This is a genomic window from Herminiimonas arsenitoxidans (assembly GCF_900130075.1).
Lineage (GTDB): Bacteria > Pseudomonadota > Gammaproteobacteria > Burkholderiales > Burkholderiaceae_D > Oxalicibacterium > Oxalicibacterium arsenitoxidans.
Genome location: NZ_LT671418.1, coordinates 2,923,722 through 2,942,077 on the forward strand (window position 1 = coordinate 2,923,722; position 18,356 = coordinate 2,942,077).

The following is an 18,356-nucleotide window of genomic DNA, read 5'->3' on the forward strand; positions in this document are numbered from 1 at the left end:
TCCTATTCAAAAACTTCAATCAGCGGCTTTTCATAGCGCGTCTTGATCGTATCTATCCACCACTGTTCGTCATGCAGATCGAACACATGCAGTGCCAGTTCGTGGCTGTCCGGCAGAATCTCTACCCATACCGTGCCCGGAGTTGAATTGATCAGGCACGACAACAGCGCTAGGCCGTAGGGATCGCGGATGTCGAGCGGAACCTTGATGAATTGCGAATTCAGTTTGCCTGGACGGGGAGACAAAATGAGCCAACTGACGTTGAAGCAGGAACGCACAATTTCGACCAGCGCCATTCCTAACAAGCGGAGCAGCGTGAAAGGCTTGGATAGTCGCGGATAACCCAAGGGTTGCAGTCGCTGTGTCAACAGTGGCATCGCAATGGCGAAAATTGCTCCCAGTAATACTTGTGCTGGTTCTATGCTTTCATTCAGCAGCAGCCAGAACAGCAGCAATACGCATGACATCATCGGTGAAGGTAGCCAACGCTTCATGGGCGACTCCCTTCGTTTTGGATGCGCGATACAGCCGGTTCGGAAATAACCCGATCTATGTATTGCGCAGGTCTATGCAAATCGTTGCTGGTACGTTCCAGATAGGCGAAGACCGGCCCTGCTTGTATGGTGAGTACTACGCATAGCAAGAGCAGAACACTGATAGGCAGCACTTCCGTTACATGCAGGCGCGGTGAAGTGATTGCGCCTGATGCCCAGAATGTTCGTACGCCAAAACGCATCAGCGAAATAATTGCAGCAAAACCCGACAGCACGATCAGTACCATCAAGGCCCAAGTGGCCGAGGTAATGACGATGCTGCTCGAATCAGGATTGAGCAGCGCATGGAACAAACCGAATTTGGCGACAAAGCCAGACAAAGGTGGCAAGCCGGCGATGATCAAGGCGCAACCAGCGAAGGCCAGACCAAGAAAGGCCATCGCGCCCGGGATGCCGACACCGGCGGTTTCTTCCGGTTTTTCTTCAATCGCAAATGCTTCCATCGTCAACGCCAACATATTCGCGCCGGGTGAGCGTATGCGCTCCACCAGTTCGATCAGCAAGACAAAGGCCGCCATCGCCATGGTGGAGCCGATTAAGTAATACAGGCCGGCAGTAACCAGCGAGGCTTGGCCATAACCGATGACGGCCAGTAGCGTGCCGGAAGACGTGATGGCGCCATAACCAGCTATGCGTCCCAGGTTTTCGCTGGCAAGCATGCCGGCGGCACCGAACACGATAGTAGCCATGCCTCCCCACAGCAACGCGTCATAACCATAACCGGCTACTGCGCCAGCATCCGGTGAAAAGATCAGCAACCACAAACGAAGAATGACGTAGGCACCGACTTTGGTCATCAGCACCAGCATGGCAGCGACCGGTGGAGATGCCGCTGCATAGGTAGTTGGTAGCCAAAAACCGAGTGGCCACATTGCACTCTTCACGAGGAAGGCGATGGCAAGTATCGCGACACCGATTTTCAAGAAGACCAGATCGCTCGCTTCGACCTGCGGCAGACGTGCTGCCAGATCGGCCATATTCAAGGTGCCGGTGCTGGCATAGATCAGCGCAACGCCGATCAGGAACAGCAGCGATGCCGCCAGATTGATCGCGATGTATTGCATGCCGGCGCGTATGCGGGCGGTGTTATAGCCGTGCAGCACCAGACCATAAGATGCAGCCAGCATGACCTCAAAGAAAACGAAGAGGTTGAACAGATCGTGCGTCAGGAAGGCGCCGTTAATTCCCATCAACAGGAACTGGAACAGTGAGTGGAAATGCACGCCTATGCGACTCCAGCGCATCATCGAATACAGTAGCGCCGCGGTAGCGAGCAAGGCCGTCAGCAACAGCATTAATGACGCGAGACGATCGGCGACCAGCGAGATACCGAATGGTGCAGTCCAGTTCGCAGCCAGATATACGCCTATGCCATCGACCCAATGTCCACTGTCCGTCAGTTGTATCAGCACGACGGCAATCACGAGTTGCAGCAAGACAGAGGTCAAATTCACGAAGAATTTGAACTGATGGCGACTTTCATTGATCAGGATCAGCAGCGCGCCGCATAGCAGCGGCAACAGTACCGGCAAAATGATGAGATGTTGCATCCAATCCAGCTTCATTAATCAGACTCCTCACCATCGACGTGATCGGTGCCGGTCAAGCCGCGCGAACCAATCATCACGACCAGATACAGCGCCGTGGTGGCAAAGCCGATCACAATCGCCGTCAAGACCAGCGCTTGCGGCAATGGGTCACTGAACATTGCCGGGTCGGGCGCGGTGCTGCCCAGCGTCAGTGGCGGACGATTGACCCACAAGCGCCCCATGATGAAGATGAATAGATTGACTGCATAAGACATCAGCATCAAACCAGTCAGTACCTGGAAGCTGCGCGGACGCAGAATCAACCAGATACCTGATCCAAACAGTACGCCTATGGCGAGAGAGATAACAATTTCCATCAGACGGCCCCTCGCTTGTTGCTTGCAGCAGGTTCGGACGCGCCGCCCTGTTGCGGACGTCGGCTACGTATAGTTTGATGTGCCAGCGCGACCAGAATCAACATGGTTGCACCGACCACCACCACGAACACGCCGAGGTCGAAGAAGAAGGCACTCGGGACATGAATTTCACCGAGTACAGGCAAGTTTAAATGTGCGGTATGGCTGGTCAGGAATGGATAACCAAACAGCAGCGCACCCAATCCAGTCAGACAGGCAATGACCAAGCCAAACGAAAGCCAACGCAGTGGACGCAGATGCAAATGCGATTCCACCCAGGTTGTACCCGCCAGCATGTATTGCACGATGATGGCGACCGCAAAGATCAATCCGGCAACGAAGCCGCCACCCGGTAGATTATGTCCGCGCATGAAGAAGTACGCGACGATCATGCCCATGAATGGCAGCAGGAAGCGCAGATAAACACCAGGAACCATCAAGTAACCGCTCTCGACTTGTTCCACTGGTGTTTGTCGCGCGGCTGGATCGATGTCGTTGATTTGCTGTTCTGGCGGCGCCATGCTTTCGGGCGAAGGGCGGAAGCGACGCAACAGTGCATAGACCGTCAGGGCCACAATCGAAAGTACGGTGATTTCACCCATCGTATCGAAGCCGCGGAAGTCCACCAGCAAGACGTTGACAACATTGGAGCCACCGCCTTCCGATAGCGCGCGCAACAGGAAGAAGTCACCTATGCTTTTTGGTTGCGGATGCGTTAATACGGCATAGCTGACGGCAGCGATACTCAGCCCGCCGACGACTGCCAGCGCCAGATCGCGTGAGCGATGCAGCCAGACGGTACGCGGTACTTGCATATTGAGTTCTTTCGGCACCAAACGGCGTGGCAGCCAACGCATGCCGAGCAGGATGAGTACGGCGGTGACGGTTTCCACCATCATTTGCGTCAATGCCAAGTCGGGTGCTGACAACCACAAGAAGGTCATGCTGACCACTACGCCTGTACCGCCAACCAGAATCAGTGCAGCGAGTCGGTGATATTTCGCCTGCCATGCCGCCGAGACTGCGCATACGCAACCTATGAACCACATCGTGGCAAAGAGCGGATCGATATTTGCAAACGATGCTGCATTCAATGTCGGCAGCGGTCGCACCATCAACAAAGGCACGCCTATCATCGCGGCCATCATCAGGAATAACTGTGGTTGCAGACGGCGCGTACCTAGCCATTTCACCAGGAAGGCTGCGCCTGAGGACAGACGAAGCATCGCGGTTTCATACACTTGTGCGCCGCTGAAATGTCGGAACAGCGGCACGCTATCCCTTGAAGCCAGGTAGAAGTAGCGGCGCAAGATGATGTAAAACAGAATCCCGCCGCCCAGTGCGATGAAGCTCATCAACAGCGGCAAATTAAAGCCATGCCACATGCCCAGATCGTACTCAGGGGTTTGCACGCCAAGTACGGAGACGACAGCGCTATTCAAAAATGGTTTGACGCTCAAGCCAGGAGCAATGCCGACAATCAGGCAGAGCAGTACCAGCAGCTCAACCGGGAAACGCATCCAGCGCGGCGGTTCGTGCGGTGTTTTTGGTAGGTCCTTAGGTAATTGACCGAAGAAAACGCTGATGAAACGCAGCGAATAAGCCACGCTGAAAATTCCCATCGCTACTGCGGCATACGACATCCACCAGTTTTCTGTGCCGCCTACGTGCAGAGTTTCGGCAAAGAACATTTCTTTCGACAGAAAGCCGTTGAGTAGCGGTACGCCAGCCATCGAAGCACTGGCAACAATCGCCAGCGTCGCCGTAATCGGAATCGCATGGCGCAAGCCGCGCAGCACGCGCATGTCGCGTGTACCGGTTTCATGATCGATGATGCCAGCCGCCATGAACAATGATGCTTTGAAAATCGCGTGATTCAGCGTATGGAAAATTGCCGCTACCACGCCCAGCGGCGAGCCGATGCCGAGCAATACTGTGATCAAGCCCAGATGGCTGATGGTGGAATACGCCAGCAAGCCTTTCAGATCGTGCTGGAAAATCGCAACGAAGGAACCAATCAGCAGCGTGGTCACGCCAGCGCCAGCGATGAGCCAGGTCCATTCTTCGGTCCCGGATAATGCAGGCCAGAAGCGTATCAACAGAAAAACACCTGCTTTCACCATCGTCGCGGAATGCAGATAGGACGATACCGGTGTAGGTGCTGCCATCGCGTGTGGCAGCCAGAAATGGAAAGGGAATTGCGCACTCTTGGTCAGCGCGCCCAGCGCCACCAGCACCAGCGCTGCTACATACCAGTCATGTGCACGTATTTTGTCGCCAGCGGCTAATACAGTATCGAGATCGTAGCTGCCGACGATGTGCCCCAAAATTAGTACGCCGCACAGCAAACATAATCCGCCCGCAGCCGTGACGGTGAACGCCATACGCGCGCCACGTCGCGCATCGATACGATGGTGCCAGTAACCGATGAGCAGGAATGAAGTCAGGCTGGTCAATTCCCAAAAGACCACCAGTTGAATCAGATTGCCGGACAGGACTACGCCCAGCATCGACCCCATAAATGCCAGCAAGAAAGCGAAGAAGCGTGGCACCGGATCTTCCGGTGACATGTAATAACGTGCGTACAGCACCACCAGCAAACCGACACCCAGTACCAACATCGAGAACAACCAGGCCAAACCATCCATGCGCAATGCGAAGTCCACGCCTTGCATAGGCAGCCACGCAGCGTGGTAGCGCACTATTTCGCCGTCACCGACTTGCTGATATAGATACGCCGATATGAGTAAACCGTATAAAGCGATGCCGCCAGCCAACAGAGATTCGCGGTTACGCGCATTGGCAGGCATGCAGGCAGCGATCACGCTACCGATAAAGGGAACGATGACGAGGGAGAGTAAAGGTAAGGAGTCTGGAATAAGTCTATACATGCGCAGGAAAACATTCAGGAGAAATGGCGAGTCGGGTTATAGCCGCGACCGGCGGACCGTATGTGTTCAAGATGTTAAAGGCATAGGCATTTATTCCATCAGGTTGAGTCAAAGTCAGTGTTCTAATTCGCCATTCGATGGACATCATCTCCATCAAGGCTGTTTGATCAGGCGGCAGCACGCTGGAAAATCGACATGTGTACATGGACAATCCCACTTTGTACGCGAACGAGCGGCAAGGAAGTCTAAGCAGAAAATGAAACCATCACTTCTCGCTTGAACCTGCTGCATGAACGAATCAAAATTTAATGCACAAGAAAGTCAAAACGGCTGCACAGCATGAGCAAAATTCTTGCCTGCTTTTGCTACGCGCACCGCAAGTTCATTTTGCACTTGCAATTCGCATGTGCAAAATTACCTTGTATTTCTTCCTTGAACATCCTGAACGTATCTGGATACACATGGCGTTGTACCGACGGATGGTCGCCATTGGCCCATCTGGTACTGACCGGTGGTCAGCATGTCTACTCGTGCGCGCGCATGTTGCGCACCGCTTATAAAATCTTGTTGCCGATTTTTTCAGCCCGTCAATAATAACAGACTTGCTTTGTGTGCTTGCGCGCAACTTTTTGTTGCGGTGCACAGATTTCATCGTTGGTGATGATGTGTGTTTCGTTTTGTATGTGCAATCGTGTTTCTGATTTGCAAAGCCTGACGTTGGATTGCATCCACTTCAGAACGCTTCATATCGCGGCGATGCGCTCGCGAAAATTTCAATTCAGGTATGCTACGTACAGCATGGAATGCTTCTGCAAAAGAAACATTCCATGCGAAGGTTTAACGCAACAGCGGTCCTAGCGTACCGATGACGATAGTCACCAATCCGAGTATCAAATTAATGCCTACCAGTTTGCGGATCGTGGCCATTGCGGCTCCGCCGGCTTTCCATTCCTGTGCTGCGACTGCACGTAACAGGCGACGGTAGGGCGCGAAAAAGATGTGTGCAAAGATCAGCATCATGATGATGCCGAGCACGAACATCAGGGTGACGTAAAGCGGTGGCTTGCCCATCAAGGCCATCATATACATCCCGCTACCGAGTATCAGTGCGACCGAAACCCAGACCCACGCGAAGAACTTGGAAAATACACCCGCCAGCAAAGTCAGGCGTTGTGGCGGTTCCAGTACGACAGCTGCGGTAGGGCGCAGTGCGTTATGAGCGAAGAACATGCCGCCGACCCAGACGGTGAATCCGAGTATGTGTAAGAATTTCGCGATGATCATGAGGTTCTCTTTGATGAAATGATATTGAGAGCCATAGGGTAGCCGAAGGTGTGCGGATTACAAAGAAAATTGAATAGCACGCTGCGCCCTTGCTGTCGTCGTTAATGCGCAGTTGTAGTAATAAATACATGGGAAGTGGATTCCCACATCCTGTTTTTGGAGAAATGAATGTTTGTTTGGTTTGAAAAAATGCTGCACCCGTATCAGGAAGATGAGCTGACTCCGCCGCCGAGCGGGTTCATCGCATTTGTCTGGACGTGTACCAAAGGTGCGCGTCGTTATATTGCGGCCATGACGTTGCTGACTGCAGCCATAGGCGCATTTGAGGCGTTGTTGTTCGCGATGATGGGACGCATTGTTGATTGGCTCAGCACGGTGAAGCCGGCATTGCTGTGGACGCAGGAGCGAGGAAGTCTGTTGATGCTGGCTGGCGTGATTACACTCAGTATCGTATTGGTGGCCTTGCAGACGCTCTTCAAGCATCAGGCATTGGCTGGTAATTTCCCTATGCAGTTGCGCTGGAATTTTCATCGCTTGATGCTGAATCAAAGCATGGGTTTTTATCAGGATGAATTTGCCGGACGCGTTGCTGCCAAAGTTATGCAAACGGCATTGGCCGTGCGCGATGTCTGCATGATCATGGGCGACATCCTGGTGTTTGTGATTATTTATTTCGTCACACTGGTGAGCGTGGTCGGCACCTTCAATCTGTGGATGCTGGTGCCTTTCTTGAGCTGGGCGGTGTTGTATGGCGTGGCCTTGCGTTACTTCGTGCCGCGTTTGAGCCGTGTCTCCAGAAAGCAAGCGGATGCACGTTCGCTGATGACTGGTCGCATCACCGATGCGTACACCAACATCGGCACGGTTAAATTGTTTTCGCATGCGGGGCGCGAAGCGAGTTATGCGCGCAATGCGATGCAAGAGTTTTTGGCGGCCGTGCATAACCAGATGCGTCTGGTCAGTGGCTTTGAAGTCGTGAATCACGCGCTGAGTATGCTGCTGATTCTGAGTACTGCAGGCGTGGCACTGTGGTTGTGGACATTGGGCGAGGTTGGCGTCGGTGCGGTGGCGGCAGCGACCGCGATGGCTTTGCGCCTGAACGGTATCTCGCATTGGGTGATGTGGGAAATGGCAAGTTTGTTCGAGCAAGTCGGTACGGTACAGGACGGTATCAATACTTTGTCGCGCGCGCATGCTGTGACGGATGCGCCTGATGCCCAGCCTCTGCATGTAAGCAAGGGCGAACTGCATTTTGAAAATGTCAGCTTTGCTTACGGCGGCACGCGTCCAGTGATTGAGCAACTGAATTTGACGATACATCCGGGAGAAAAGGTTGGTCTGGTTGGTCGTTCGGGCTCCGGTAAATCCACCATCGTGAATCTGTTGTTGCGCTTTTACGATCTGGAGGACGGTCGGATTCTGATCGATGGTCAGGATGTTGCGCATGTGACGCAGCATAGTCTGCGTGCGCAGGTCGGTATGGTGACGCAAGATACATCGTTGCTGCATCGTTCTGTGCGCGACAATATTTTGTATGGACGTCCAGACGCGACAGATGCGGAAATGATCGCGGCAGCCAAGCGTGCAGAAGCGCACGAATTCATTCTGACGCTGAGTGATGCCAAAGGACGTACTGGCTACGATGCGCATGTGGGCGAACGCGGTGTGAAACTGTCTGGCGGTCAGCGCCAGCGTATTGCGATTGCACGCGTGATGTTGAAGGATGCGCCGATTCTATTATTGGATGAAGCGACTAGCGCGCTGGATTCAGAAGCGGAAGTGGCGATTCAAGCCAGCTTGTATCAATTGATGGAAGGTAAAACGGTGGTGGCAATTGCCCATCGTTTGTCCACGATTGCTGCGATGGATAGATTGATCGTGCTCGATAAAGGCGAAATCGTCGAGGAAGGTTCGCATCGCGACCTATTGGCGCAGAACGGTTTGTATGCGCGCTTGTGGGCGCATCAGAGTGGTGGTTTTCTGGGTGAGGAAGATGACGATGAAGAAATTGCGGTTAACGCATAAGTTGTCTTGAGTTCGTGATGTAAAAAAATCCGGTGTGACGGTTGGGCTTTTGCAAGCCAACCATCACACCGGATTTTTATTTATGCGTGCTGCAATCCAGCTTATGCCATCAGGAGTGAATTCAGGATGGCGTGAGCTCTGCTTCAGTGATGGATTTTTGTTTGCCTACCATCAGCAAAGCAACCAAGGTCAACAAGGCCGCACCGGAAAGATAAACGCCGACGTAAGACAGGCCGTAATTGGTCGCGAGCCAGGTGGCGATATACGGAGCCAACGATGCGCCTATGATGCCGCCCAGATTGAACGTCAAGGAAACACCGGTGTAGCGAATTTCTGTCGGGAATAATTCAGACAACATCGTACCCAGTGGGCCGTATGTCATGCCCATCAGCGCCAATCCGAGCGAGAGGAAAACTGTCACACCGACCATGTCGTTGGCTGTAAACATAGGCGCGATCAGCAAGCCGAAGAATGCAATCGCGACGGATACCAGAATCATCGTGATGCGTCGGCCATATTTATCTGCCAGCAAAGCGGAGATAGGAATCGTCAGTGCAAAGAATACGACGGCAAACAATTGCAGTATCAGGAATTGCTTGCGCGAATAACCGAGCGCAGTCGTACCCCAGCTCAATGCAAATACCGTCATCAGATAGAACAGCACAAAGGTTGCGGTGGCGATGATCGTGCCTAATACCAAGATGCGGCTGTGCTCACGGAATATGGTGGCCAGCGGTACTTTGACGCGCTCGTTCTTATCCAATACTTTTTGGAAGACTGGTGTTTCAGTAATCTTCAAGCGTACATACAAACCGACCAATACCAACACTGCGCTGGCAAGGAAAGGAATACGCCAGCCGTAGCTGAAGAATTGTTCATTGGTCAGTGTTTCACTCAACAACAGGAAGATACCGCCGGAGAGGAAGAAGCCGAGTGGAGCACCCAATTGCGGGAAGCAACCATACCAGGCGATTTTGCCCGGCGGTGCATTCTCGGTCGCCAGCAATACCGCGCCGCCCCATTCACCACCCAAGCCCAAGCCTTGACCGAATCGGCACAAAGCCAGCAGCAAAGGCGCCCAGGTACCGATGCTTGCATAAGTTGGTAGCAAGCCGATGACCACGGTGGATATACCCATCGTCAACAGCGCTGCCACCAGCGTTGCCTTGCGGCCTATGCGATCACCGTAATGACCGAAGACGGCAGAACCGACTGGGCGCGCGAAAAATGCGATCGCAAAAGTCGCCAGCGACTGCAGCATGGCCGCAGTCGGACTCGACGATGGGAAGAATAGTGTGGGAAATACGAGAACTGCCGCAGTGGCGTAGATATAAAAATCGAAAAATTCAATTGTTGTGCCGATCAGACTGGCAAACAACACGGTGCCCGGCGAATTTTTTTTCTCGGCACCGGCGTTACTTTGACTCATTATTACTTTCCTTCTTCCCTGATGATTATCCGCACTGCGGATTACTTGCTTAACTGATCGCTTTGGCCGCTAGTCACGCCATGTGCCTGCTGATCGGCATGATAGGAACTGCGTACCATTGCGCCGACAGCCGCATGGGCGAAGCCCATTTTGTACGCTTCTTCTTCATACATTTTGAAAGTATCGGGATGAACGTAACGACGCACTGGCAAGTGGTCGCCGCTAGGCATCAGGTATTGACCGATCGTCAGCATGTCCACATCGTGTGCACGCATGTCACGCATGACTTGCAATACTTCTTCGTCGGTTTCGCCGAGGCCGACCATGATGCCGGATTTGGTAGGGGTGTTTGGATGTTGCGCCTTGAAGCGTTTCAACAGATTCAATGAGTATGCGTAATCGGAACCTGGGCGCGCTTCCTTGTACAGGCGCGGTGCGGTTTCCAGATTGTGATTCATTACGTCTGGTGGTGCTGCATTGAGGATTTCCAGCGCGCGATCCATACGACCACGGAAGTCTGGTACCAGAATTTCGATACGGGTATTCGGCGACAGTTCGCGGACGCGGCGTATGCATTCGGCAAAGTGACCAGCACCGCCGTCGCGCAGATCGTCGCGATCGACTGAAGTGATGACGACGTAATTCAGACGCAGCGCGGCGATAGTCTTGGCCAGATTTTCTGGCTCATTGACGTCGAGCGGATCAGGACGGCCGTGACCGACGTCGCAGAATGGGCAGCGGCGTGTGCACTTGTCACCCATGATCATGAAGGTGGCAGTGCCTTTGCCGAAGCATTCACCGATGTTAGGGCAGCTTGCTTCCTCGCAGACGGTGACGAGGTTGTTGGCACGCAGGATGTCTTTGATTTCGTAGAAGCGGGTCGATGGCGATGCCGCCTTGACACGTATCCAGTCAGGTTTTGGCAGCCGTTCCATCGGGATCACCTTGATAGGGATGCGTATGGTTTTGGCTGCGCCTTTTTGCTTTTCGCTTGGGTTGTAGGCGGGCGTAGAAGGTGTGGACGCTTCTGGATTGCTATCGATTGTCATTAGGCTGGTCGCTCTTTATCAGGTGTCGCTATGTCAACGCTGGGTGCGGCGCTGGATAACAACGCGTGGCGCCGACGTTCGTCTTTGCCACGATGAAAATGGATATTACGGGTACAAAGCGGTGATACAGCAGAGTCTATCGAGACAGGCTCTTGCTCAATTTTTCTGCCAGTGCATTTTGCACGGCACTAAGTGTCGTCTGCGCGCCCAGGCTTTGCATATCTATGGTGGCCAGGTCTTCATAACCGCAGGGATTGATCCAGGTAAACGGAGTCAAATCCATCGCAACATTCAGCGAGACGCCGTGATACGTGCAACCGTTGCCCCGTATCTTCAGGCCGAGTGCAGCGATTTTGGCGCCTTGCGCCGGTCCATCCGACAGATAAATGCCGGGTGCGCCGGGTTTGCGTTCGCAGGCAAGATTATACGCTGCCAGCGTATCTATCACCGCCTGTTCGATTTTATTGACCAGTTCTCGAGCGAAGAGGCGAGCATCGGCCTTGTGGCGGCGCAGATCCAGTAATAGGTAAATGACAACTTGGCCGGGGCCGTGATACGTGACTTCGCCGCCGCGGTCGGTTTGTACTACCGGGATATCGTGTGCATTGAGCACATGCGCCGTATCGGCTGCGAGGCCTAGCGTGAAGACAGGTGGATGCTCGACGACCCACAGTTCGTCAGCGGTTTCTGCCGTGCGTGCATCGGTAAATGCGCGCATGGCGGCAAAAGTGGTTTCGTAAGCTTCCAGTCCACGCTGCAGAACAATGGGCTGGTTGAGAGCGGACATATCCACTTGCTTAGAGGACGTACTTCACCATAGGGTGCGACGACAACGCACGGTATAGATTGTCGAGTTGCTCGCGGCTGGTGGCGCGTACCGTCACGGTCAGCGACAGATAGTTGCCAGCCGAAGACGGGCGTTGTTCTATCCGGCCTTCGTGGAATTCCGGGTCGTGAATTGTCACCAGTTCAACTATCGTAGGTACAAATTGATCGTGCGTCAGGCCCATGACTTTGATGGGGAAGTCGCTAGGATATTCGATCAGGCTTTCGGTTGGGTCTAGTGGTTCTGTCATGATGAGTTGCTCTTGAATATTGCCGTTCGTGCAAGAGAGCACAAAGGCCGGTAATAAAAATGAAACGAGAAATCAGGCGAATTTGGCTTTTTGGTAAGCCTTGTATAGTTTTTGATAAATGGGGCCGGGTTTGCCGTTTCCAATGGTTTGGTTGTCGATGCTAGTCACCGGCAGTACTTCCTTGGAGGCGGATGACAATAATACTTCGTCGGCAGCAAATACTTCGTCGCGGCTGATGCGGCGAGCCTGAAACGCAATATTATCCGCCGCGCACAGCTCTTCTATCAAGCCGTAGCGTATGCCTTCCAGTATGAGATTGTCTTTGGGCGGGCCCAAGAGTACATCGTTTTTGACGATCCAGACATTGGAAGCTGATCCTTCGGTCAAAAAACCATCGCGAAACTGTATAGATTCAATCGCATCATTCTCCGCTGCATTCTGTGCGGCCAGTACATTGCCCAGCAAGGAAATGGACTTGATCTCGCAATGCAGCCAGCGCTTGTCTTCCATGGTTACGCAGGCAACGCCATTTGCGCGTGCTTGCGCCGATGGCAAGGTGAGCGGATTGCTCATGATGAATACAGTGGGCGTCAGCTCGATATTCGGAAAAGCATGGGTACGTTTGGCTACGCCGCGCGTGACTTGCATATAGACCAGTTGATCATCTGCCGGATCAGCGCGGATAACTTTTTCTACCAAACCCAGCCATTCTTGCTCTGTATATGGATTGTCTATGCCTATGGAATTGAGGCCGCGGAACAGACGTGCCAGGTGTTGCGTGGGGCGAAATGGTTTACGCTCATAGATGGGAATGACTTCGTAGATGCCATCGCCAAAAATAAAACCGCGATCCAGTACGGAAATTTTCGCCTCGGAGAGAGGTGTCATGATGCCGTTCAGGTAGACGAGTGGATCGTTGTCCATGGCAGCTTTTCCCATCAGTGTTGAGAGGCTAATTTTGGCACAAACACTAAAGCGGCGTTTCCCTATCGCGGCAAGCGCTCACGATGAAGCAGTTTGACGTATAGAAACTTGCACAAACAAAAACGGCAGGATCAACATGAAGTTGAGCCTGCCGTCAGATTATTACGTATGGTCAACCCATACTCATGTCGTCAATCAATGCACCCACAGGCGGATCGAATCCAGTGCGCGACCGAACAGGCCGGCTTGACCAACTTGCTCCAGCGCGAGGACTGGCAATTCGGAAACAACTTTGCCGTCAGCCGACATGATTTTGATGGTGCCGACTTGGCTGTTCTTGTCGATAGGCGCGACCAGTGGATCTTTGCGTGCCAAAACTGGTTTCATTGAATTGGCTACACCTTTTGGTACGGTGATAAAGACATCGCGGGTGAAGCCGATCTTGATGCTGTTTTGTGTGCCTTTCCAGACATTAGGCGTAGCGATAGGCTCGTTCTTCGCATACAGCTTGACCGTGTCGAAGTTCTGGAAACCCCAGTTCAACAGTTTTTGGCTTTCTTGTGCACGTGCCTGATCGGAAGCGGTGCCGAGTACAACGGAAATCAGACGACGTTCGCCGGTGCCGTTAGGACGTTTCGCGGTCGAAATCAGGCAATAACCCGCACCTTGCGTGTAGCCGGTTTTCATGCCGTCCACAGTTGGGTCCAGCCACAGCAAGCGGTTGCGGTTAGGTTGCTTGATGTTGTTGTAGGTAAATTCTTTGGTCGAATAAATCTTGTAGAACTCAGGATGATCGTTGATCAGGTGCGATGCCAGTATCGACAAATCACGTGCGGTCGAATAGTTGCTGGCGCTAGGCAAGCCGTGCGGATTGGCGAAATGGGTGGACTTCATGCCCATACGTTCGGCTTCACGATTCATCAGCGAGACGAAGGCATCTTCGGTGCCGGCGACTGCTTCGGCAATTGCCACAGCAGCATCGTTACCGGATTGCACGATCAGGCCGTACAGCAGATCGTTGACCTTGACTGGTACGCGCGGTTCGATAAACATTTTCGAGCTGCTTGGATCGACTTTCCACGCATTGGTGGAAATCGTGATCATTTGATTCAAGTCCAGTTTCTTGTCCTGAACTGCGGTGAACGCGACATAAGCCGTCATCAGTTTGGTCAGCGATGCCGGTTCAATGCGCATATCAGGCTCATTTGATGCGAGCACCTGATTGCTGGTTGCATCCAGCAATAACCATGATTTGGCATTGATGGTAGGCGAAGGAACACTTTGGGCAAAGGCGGTGGAAAGCGATAGGACGGTAGCAGCGACGGCCGCAAGTAATTTTTTCATTGGACTCTGTGGTGGATGCTCGCAAACTGGGTGCGAGCGTCGATTTGGAAAAAGTTATCGGATTATAGCGCTGCGCAGTTGCGCTGATCGATGAACATTTATCGATACATGCGAATTAACGCAGCCACATTTCGACAACGTGATTCTTGATATGTTGCAATTTTCGATTAAAAAAATGATCGCAGCCCGGAACCACCAGTACCGGCAGGTCTTGCGGGCGTGCCCAGTCGAATACATTTGTCAGCGGAATCGTGTCGTCCTGCTCGCCGTGGATCAGGATGGTTCCAGCTGGAACCGTAGGCAGCGGCCATTTTCCGGCTGCTGTGCCAACTAGTACCAAGCGTTCAGCAGACGTGCCTTGTGCTTCCAGGCGTTTTTGCAATTGCGCCTGAACAAAGGTGCCGAAGGAAAAACCAGCGAGTGCAAATGGCAAGTCTGGATATTGTTCTTGCATGTGTGCCAACAGTTGCGCCATGTCGTCGGTTTCACCTGCGCCGCCATCGTGTGTGCCGCCCGATGCGCCGACGCCGCGGAAGTTCATGCGTGCTGCGGCATAGCCGAGTGTGACAAAGGAGCGCACCAAGGTATGCACGACTTTATTGTCCATGGTGCCACCGAAGAGCGGGTGCGGGTGCGCCACCAGCGCGAAGCCGCGTGGTGCATCCGCCGGCAGATCCAGTGCGCACTCGAGTGAACCGGCGACGCCTTGCAATGAGAAATATTGTGTTTGTGCGTTCATGGTTTAACGGTCTATGACGATAGGTGCGATTGCGGCAACACTGGCTGCGTGCTGCGCTTTAGATTTTCAGGCGTTCGACAATTTTGCCGCCGACCAGATGGACGTCGATGATTTCATCGATATCTTCATTGTCGACGTAGGTGTACCAGGTGCCTTGCGGATAGATCACGAGAACCGGTCCTTCTTCACAGCGGCCGAGGCAGCCGGATTGATTGACGCGTACGTCACCGCTACGGCTCAAGCCTAATTCCTTGACGCGTGCTTTCAGGTGCCTCTGTGCGGCATGAGCGCCTTTTTCGGCACAACATTCGCGGCCATCATCGCGTTGATTCATGCAAATGAATAAATGCTGGCCAAAAAACTGTTTATCTTCAGACATGAAATGGGTGTGCGCGTTAAAGAGCGAAATGATACACCCGCATCATTTTCGCTTCACGCGATGGATAGAATGTAGCAAGAACCATAATCCTGCGCATGGCCACAACAGCGAGAGAAATTGTGCCGCGCCATTGAAGTTAAGGAATTTTCCTTGCGACCAGGTTTCCAGTGTCGCGACAAAATAAGGATTGGCTGGCGCGATATTGACGGCGATGAGGCTGACGATCAGCAGAAATACAGCTGCACGCCTCTGCCAGGTCGACGACAGGAAAGCTAGACCAGTCAACAAGGCGAGGCCCAGCAGCAAGCCGCCTTGTGCGCCAGGTGTGAGCCAGATAAAGGCCGTGTCTGGTGTAAAGAAAATAGCGGTGGCGAGTGCTTTCACAGCCAAGGCGGACAGCAATAATGCAAGCACCAGTACCAAACGCGGTGCCTTGTCGCGCAACATGCAGAGCAGTGCGAGCAAGACGCCGCTGGTACTGCAAGCGGTGATGATGGCTTCTGCCAGCCAGTATTGTTCTGCGGTGAGTTGTATGCCGTTGCGTAAAAAGCTGCTTAGATCAATCGGCGTTGCCAGCCAATCCGACAACCAATCAGAAAAAATCGGCAGCAATTGCCCATTCCCGAACAAATAGCTTTGCGGATAAATCTGTGCCAACGGCCATAGCGCAAAAATGGTCAGACCACGGCTTGCTTCGGCGGTAAACCAGCGATGCCGCAAGTGACGCAAACGGCTGCGTTCCAGCATGAGATGGCTGGTCGCACTGCCTATCAATGCACCTATCAATGCACCGACACTGTTGGTGAGTAAATCCAGATTCGATGCAACACGACTAGGCAAGAACGCTTGCGTGGCTTCCATCGAGCCAGACAGTACGATGCCGAGGAGCGCCGCCAGCACAATTGCCAGCGTGCGCCGGATCTTGGGATACAGCGCATAGACGGTCAGAATGCCGAGCGGAATATAGCCCAGAATGTTGGTAACCAGATCAAAGCCGGTCCAGTAACGTGGCGGAATGGGTGCAAACAAATACGTTTGCAGCGGTACGCCCACGTCTTGCCAGCCTGTGAATGGATACAGACTGGCGTAGACAATCAGAAACAGATACGCCAGCAAGCCACCGCGCGAAAACGTCGATGCTTGTAATGCCGGCGCCTGCGCAGGATTTATTTTTTCGGTGGAAGTGTCGCTAACCATACTGCCATTTCATTAATGATTGCATCGCTGACCTTGGCGAGTGCAGCAGCACCGCCTTGTGCGTCTGCGCTCGCAGCGGGAAGCTGCTTGATAAATGTTTTTTGCGCGCGCAGGTTACGGCCATCGAACAGCGATGCACGTACCGCGATATGCGCGCTGCTGCTATTTGCGCTCTCGAATAGCTGGGAAAAATCATCTGCTTCTATCCGCAGCACCGGCAGATTGATGGCGCCATCGGATGCCGGGACGACGATGCCGCCGGCTTGAGACAGACGCGCTTTCAGCCGTTGTGAAAATAATTGTGCCGGTGGCATCGCCCATTGGCTATTCGCGTATGGACGCGGTTGCTGATTATTGGCGTAGTTGAGTCGATAAAACATCATCTGACTATCGAGCCAGGACGGTGCATGTATGTCGGCCACGCTGATAGCAGGCAAGTCTGATGCGCTTGCCGCATGCTGTGCCGGCAAAGGGCCGAGATCATACAGCGTCATCGACGGCGCATTAGTGGCGCAACCGCTGAGCAAGGCGCTACCAGCCAAGACAAGTGTAATGAATAGCCTGCGTGTGATGGTCATCATCGGAATCCTTGTGCAGTGATCTTATGGTGCCGGTGCGCTGAAACCCGCTTCACCCGGGCCAGGTTGCGCGCGACCGGGGCCGAACAGAATACCTTGCGGACGCTGGTTAAATGTTTCCAGTGTGCGATTCAATGAACGCATGGAGGTACGTGTTTCGTCTATCAATGGTGTCGCCTGATATTCAACCACGGATGCCGCCGATCCGACTTTATTGACTGCGTCGTCAAAGCCGCTGAGCGGTCCATCGGGCGCATTCAGTTTGTTGGTAACCCGCAGTGCGTCATCGGATAATTTATTGATGGAATTCAATGCGGCATCAGCCTTGTTGGCGAGCGCAGGTAATTTGTCCAGCGTAGGTTGCAACTGTTGTGGAATTTGTCCGACCTTGTTCGCGGCGGCACTCACATCAGTGAAAGCACTCAGAATATTTTTCTGATTTTGCTCGGACAGCATCACGTTGAGCTTCGATGTTATCTCTTCCGTTTGCTTGAGAATTTCCAGGCCGCGTAGTTGCAAGGTATCAAGCAGGCTGGCGCGTAATGTGATCCGTGCAACCTTGTTCTTCGAAGACGGCATCAATGTCGGTTGTGTATCGTCGTCGTCCAATTGCACGTAAGCGAGGCCGGTTACACCTTGGTAATTGAGTGTGGCAAAAGTGGAGTGCGTGATCGGTGTGTCTTTCGATACGCTGAAGCGAATCAGAATCTGGCCTGGTTTTTTCGGATCAAACATGACAGCATCGACGCGGCCTACATCCAGCCCGCGATAACGCACGCCGGCCTGCGGATTGAGGCCGGGAACGGATAGAGTTGTGGCGATTTCGTAAGGCACACGTTCTACGCGATCCTGATTGAACCAGAGCGCGATCAACACGGCAGCGATCAAAAGAACGATGGTGAAAATGCCCGCCATCAATGCATGAGCTTTATTTTCCATAAT

At 53.2% G+C, this 18,356-nt stretch carries 18 protein-coding genes; 2 read left to right on the plus strand and 16 right to left on the minus strand.

Annotated elements, in window-relative coordinates:
* Nucleotides 1-2: 2 nt before the first annotated feature.
* The 4 genes from BQ6873_RS13825 to BQ6873_RS13840 are packed head-to-tail and all read right to left on the minus strand — an operon-like array spanning nucleotide 3 to nucleotide 5,390.
* Nucleotides 3-494, minus strand: coding sequence for a Na+/H+ antiporter subunit E (locus BQ6873_RS13825; RefSeq protein WP_076593155.1), 492 nt, complete (start codon nucleotides 492-494; stop codon nucleotides 3-5).
* Nucleotides 491-2,119, minus strand: coding sequence for a monovalent cation/H+ antiporter subunit D (locus BQ6873_RS13830; protein ID WP_076593156.1), 1,629 nt, complete (start codon nucleotides 2,117-2,119; stop codon nucleotides 491-493). Before BQ6873_RS13830 ends, BQ6873_RS13825 begins: the two co-directional genes overlap by 4 nt.
* Nucleotides 2,119-2,460 (minus strand): Na+/H+ antiporter subunit C, encoded by a 342-nt coding sequence (locus BQ6873_RS13835; protein WP_076593157.1) that lies wholly within the window; start codon nucleotides 2,458-2,460, stop codon nucleotides 2,119-2,121. Before BQ6873_RS13835 ends, BQ6873_RS13830 begins: the two co-directional genes overlap by 1 nt.
* Nucleotides 2,460-5,390 (minus strand): monovalent cation/H+ antiporter subunit A, encoded by a 2,931-nt coding sequence (locus tag BQ6873_RS13840; protein ID WP_076593158.1) that lies wholly within the window; start codon nucleotides 5,388-5,390, stop codon nucleotides 2,460-2,462. The genes BQ6873_RS13835 and BQ6873_RS13840 overlap by 1 nt, the downstream gene beginning before the upstream one ends.
* 339 nt (nucleotides 5,391-5,729) lie before the next feature.
* Here BQ6873_RS13840 and BQ6873_RS13845 point away from each other — a divergent pair, with 339 nt between their 5' ends.
* The gene (locus BQ6873_RS13845) at nucleotides 5,730-5,984 is read left to right on the plus strand and encodes a hypothetical protein (protein WP_076593159.1); all 255 of its coding nucleotides are present in this window, start codon (nucleotides 5,730-5,732) and stop codon (nucleotides 5,982-5,984) included.
* A 243-nt stretch (nucleotides 5,985-6,227) separates the two neighbouring features.
* On the opposite strand, the gene BQ6873_RS13850 is transcribed toward BQ6873_RS13845, so the two are convergent.
* Entirely contained in the window at nucleotides 6,228-6,674 is a 447-nt protein-coding gene (locus tag BQ6873_RS13850) for a CopD family protein (RefSeq protein ID WP_076593160.1), read from the minus strand.
* A gap of 168 nt (nucleotides 6,675-6,842) precedes the next feature.
* Between BQ6873_RS13850 and BQ6873_RS13855 the strand changes: the two genes are divergently transcribed.
* Nucleotides 6,843-8,699, plus strand: a complete 1,857-nt coding sequence (locus tag BQ6873_RS13855) for an ABC transporter ATP-binding protein (RefSeq protein ID WP_076593161.1) — start codon at nucleotides 6,843-6,845, stop codon at nucleotides 8,697-8,699.
* A gap of 121 nt (nucleotides 8,700-8,820) precedes the next feature.
* Here BQ6873_RS13855 and BQ6873_RS13860 read toward each other — a convergent pair whose 3' ends face one another.
* The 11 genes from BQ6873_RS13860 to BQ6873_RS13910 form a co-directional block, all read right to left on the minus strand.
* On the minus strand, nucleotides 8,821-10,128 hold the full coding sequence (locus tag BQ6873_RS13860) for an MFS transporter (RefSeq protein ID WP_076593162.1): 1,308 nt from the start codon (nucleotides 10,126-10,128) through the stop codon (nucleotides 8,821-8,823).
* A 41-nt stretch (nucleotides 10,129-10,169) separates the two neighbouring features.
* Entirely contained in the window at nucleotides 10,170-11,177 is a 1,008-nt protein-coding gene (gene lipA / locus BQ6873_RS13865) for a lipoyl synthase (RefSeq protein WP_076593163.1), read from the minus strand.
* A 136-nt stretch (nucleotides 11,178-11,313) separates the two neighbouring features.
* Nucleotides 11,314-11,964, minus strand: coding sequence for a lipoyl(octanoyl) transferase LipB (lipB, locus tag BQ6873_RS13870; RefSeq protein ID WP_076593164.1), 651 nt, complete (start codon nucleotides 11,962-11,964; stop codon nucleotides 11,314-11,316).
* Between the two features lie 10 nt (nucleotides 11,965-11,974).
* A complete protein-coding gene (locus BQ6873_RS13875) occupies nucleotides 11,975-12,253 on the minus strand; it encodes an HP0495 family protein (protein WP_076593165.1) in 279 nt (92 codons plus the stop codon).
* A gap of 72 nt (nucleotides 12,254-12,325) precedes the next feature.
* Nucleotides 12,326-13,177, minus strand: a complete 852-nt coding sequence (locus tag BQ6873_RS13880) for a D-amino acid aminotransferase (protein ID WP_076593166.1) — start codon at nucleotides 13,175-13,177, stop codon at nucleotides 12,326-12,328.
* A gap of 195 nt (nucleotides 13,178-13,372) precedes the next feature.
* The gene (locus tag BQ6873_RS13885) at nucleotides 13,373-14,521 is read right to left on the minus strand and encodes a D-alanyl-D-alanine carboxypeptidase family protein (RefSeq protein ID WP_076593167.1); all 1,149 of its coding nucleotides are present in this window, start codon (nucleotides 14,519-14,521) and stop codon (nucleotides 13,373-13,375) included.
* Between the two features lie 115 nt (nucleotides 14,522-14,636).
* Complete coding sequence (locus BQ6873_RS13890) at nucleotides 14,637-15,260, minus strand: alpha/beta hydrolase (RefSeq protein ID WP_076593168.1); 624 nt, start codon at nucleotides 15,258-15,260, stop codon at nucleotides 14,637-14,639.
* Nucleotides 15,261-15,318: 58 nt separating this feature from the next.
* On the minus strand, nucleotides 15,319-15,639 hold the full coding sequence (locus tag BQ6873_RS13895) for a (2Fe-2S) ferredoxin domain-containing protein (protein ID WP_076593169.1): 321 nt from the start codon (nucleotides 15,637-15,639) through the stop codon (nucleotides 15,319-15,321).
* Nucleotides 15,640-15,681: 42 nt separating this feature from the next.
* Nucleotides 15,682-16,836, minus strand: a complete 1,155-nt coding sequence (locus tag BQ6873_RS13900) for a VanZ family protein (protein ID WP_076593170.1) — start codon at nucleotides 16,834-16,836, stop codon at nucleotides 15,682-15,684.
* On the minus strand, nucleotides 16,806-17,414 hold the full coding sequence (locus tag BQ6873_RS13905) for an ABC-type transport auxiliary lipoprotein family protein (RefSeq protein WP_076593171.1): 609 nt from the start codon (nucleotides 17,412-17,414) through the stop codon (nucleotides 16,806-16,808). Before BQ6873_RS13905 ends, BQ6873_RS13900 begins: the two co-directional genes overlap by 31 nt.
* A 24-nt stretch (nucleotides 17,415-17,438) precedes the next feature.
* Nucleotides 17,439-18,353, minus strand: coding sequence for an MlaD family protein (locus BQ6873_RS13910; protein WP_076593172.1), 915 nt, complete (start codon nucleotides 18,351-18,353; stop codon nucleotides 17,439-17,441).
* Nucleotides 18,354-18,356: the final 3 nt, after the last annotated feature.

Excerpts from the sequence above, each read along its gene's own strand:
- BQ6873_RS13825 (WP_076593155.1), bottom strand. The coding sequence starts at position 494 with ATGAAGCGTTGGCTACCTTCACCGATGATGTCATGCGTATTGCTGCTG.
- BQ6873_RS13830 (WP_076593156.1), bottom strand. The coding sequence starts at position 2,119 with ATGAAGCTGGATTGGATGCAACATCTCATCATTTTGCCGGTACTGTTG.
- BQ6873_RS13835 (WP_076593157.1), bottom strand. The coding sequence starts at position 2,460 with ATGGAAATTGTTATCTCTCTCGCCATAGGCGTACTGTTTGGATCAGGT.
- BQ6873_RS13840 (WP_076593158.1), bottom strand. The coding sequence starts at position 5,390 with ATGTATAGACTTATTCCAGACTCCTTACCTTTACTCTCCCTCGTCATC.
- BQ6873_RS13845 (WP_076593159.1), top strand. The coding sequence starts at position 5,730 with ATGAGCAAAATTCTTGCCTGCTTTTGCTACGCGCACCGCAAGTTCATT.
- BQ6873_RS13850 (WP_076593160.1), bottom strand. The coding sequence starts at position 6,674 with ATGATCATCGCGAAATTCTTACACATACTCGGATTCACCGTCTGGGTC.
- BQ6873_RS13855 (WP_076593161.1), top strand. The coding sequence starts at position 6,843 with ATGTTTGTTTGGTTTGAAAAAATGCTGCACCCGTATCAGGAAGATGAG.
- BQ6873_RS13860 (WP_076593162.1), bottom strand. The coding sequence starts at position 10,128 with ATGAGTCAAAGTAACGCCGGTGCCGAGAAAAAAAATTCGCCGGGCACC.
- lipA (WP_076593163.1), bottom strand. The coding sequence starts at position 11,177 with ATGACAATCGATAGCAATCCAGAAGCGTCCACACCTTCTACGCCCGCC.
- lipB (WP_076593164.1), bottom strand. The coding sequence starts at position 11,964 with ATGTCCGCTCTCAACCAGCCCATTGTTCTGCAGCGTGGACTGGAAGCT.
- BQ6873_RS13875 (WP_076593165.1), bottom strand. The coding sequence starts at position 12,253 with ATGACAGAACCACTAGACCCAACCGAAAGCCTGATCGAATATCCTAGC.
- BQ6873_RS13880 (WP_076593166.1), bottom strand. The coding sequence starts at position 13,177 with ATGGACAACGATCCACTCGTCTACCTGAACGGCATCATGACACCTCTC.
- BQ6873_RS13885 (WP_076593167.1), bottom strand. The coding sequence starts at position 14,521 with ATGAAAAAATTACTTGCGGCCGTCGCTGCTACCGTCCTATCGCTTTCC.
- BQ6873_RS13890 (WP_076593168.1), bottom strand. The coding sequence starts at position 15,260 with ATGAACGCACAAACACAATATTTCTCATTGCAAGGCGTCGCCGGTTCA.
- BQ6873_RS13895 (WP_076593169.1), bottom strand. The coding sequence starts at position 15,639 with ATGTCTGAAGATAAACAGTTTTTTGGCCAGCATTTATTCATTTGCATG.
- BQ6873_RS13900 (WP_076593170.1), bottom strand. The coding sequence starts at position 16,836 with ATGGTTAGCGACACTTCCACCGAAAAAATAAATCCTGCGCAGGCGCCG.
- BQ6873_RS13905 (WP_076593171.1), bottom strand. The coding sequence starts at position 17,414 with ATGACCATCACACGCAGGCTATTCATTACACTTGTCTTGGCTGGTAGC.
- BQ6873_RS13910 (WP_076593172.1), bottom strand. The coding sequence starts at position 18,353 with ATGGAAAATAAAGCTCATGCATTGATGGCGGGCATTTTCACCATCGTT.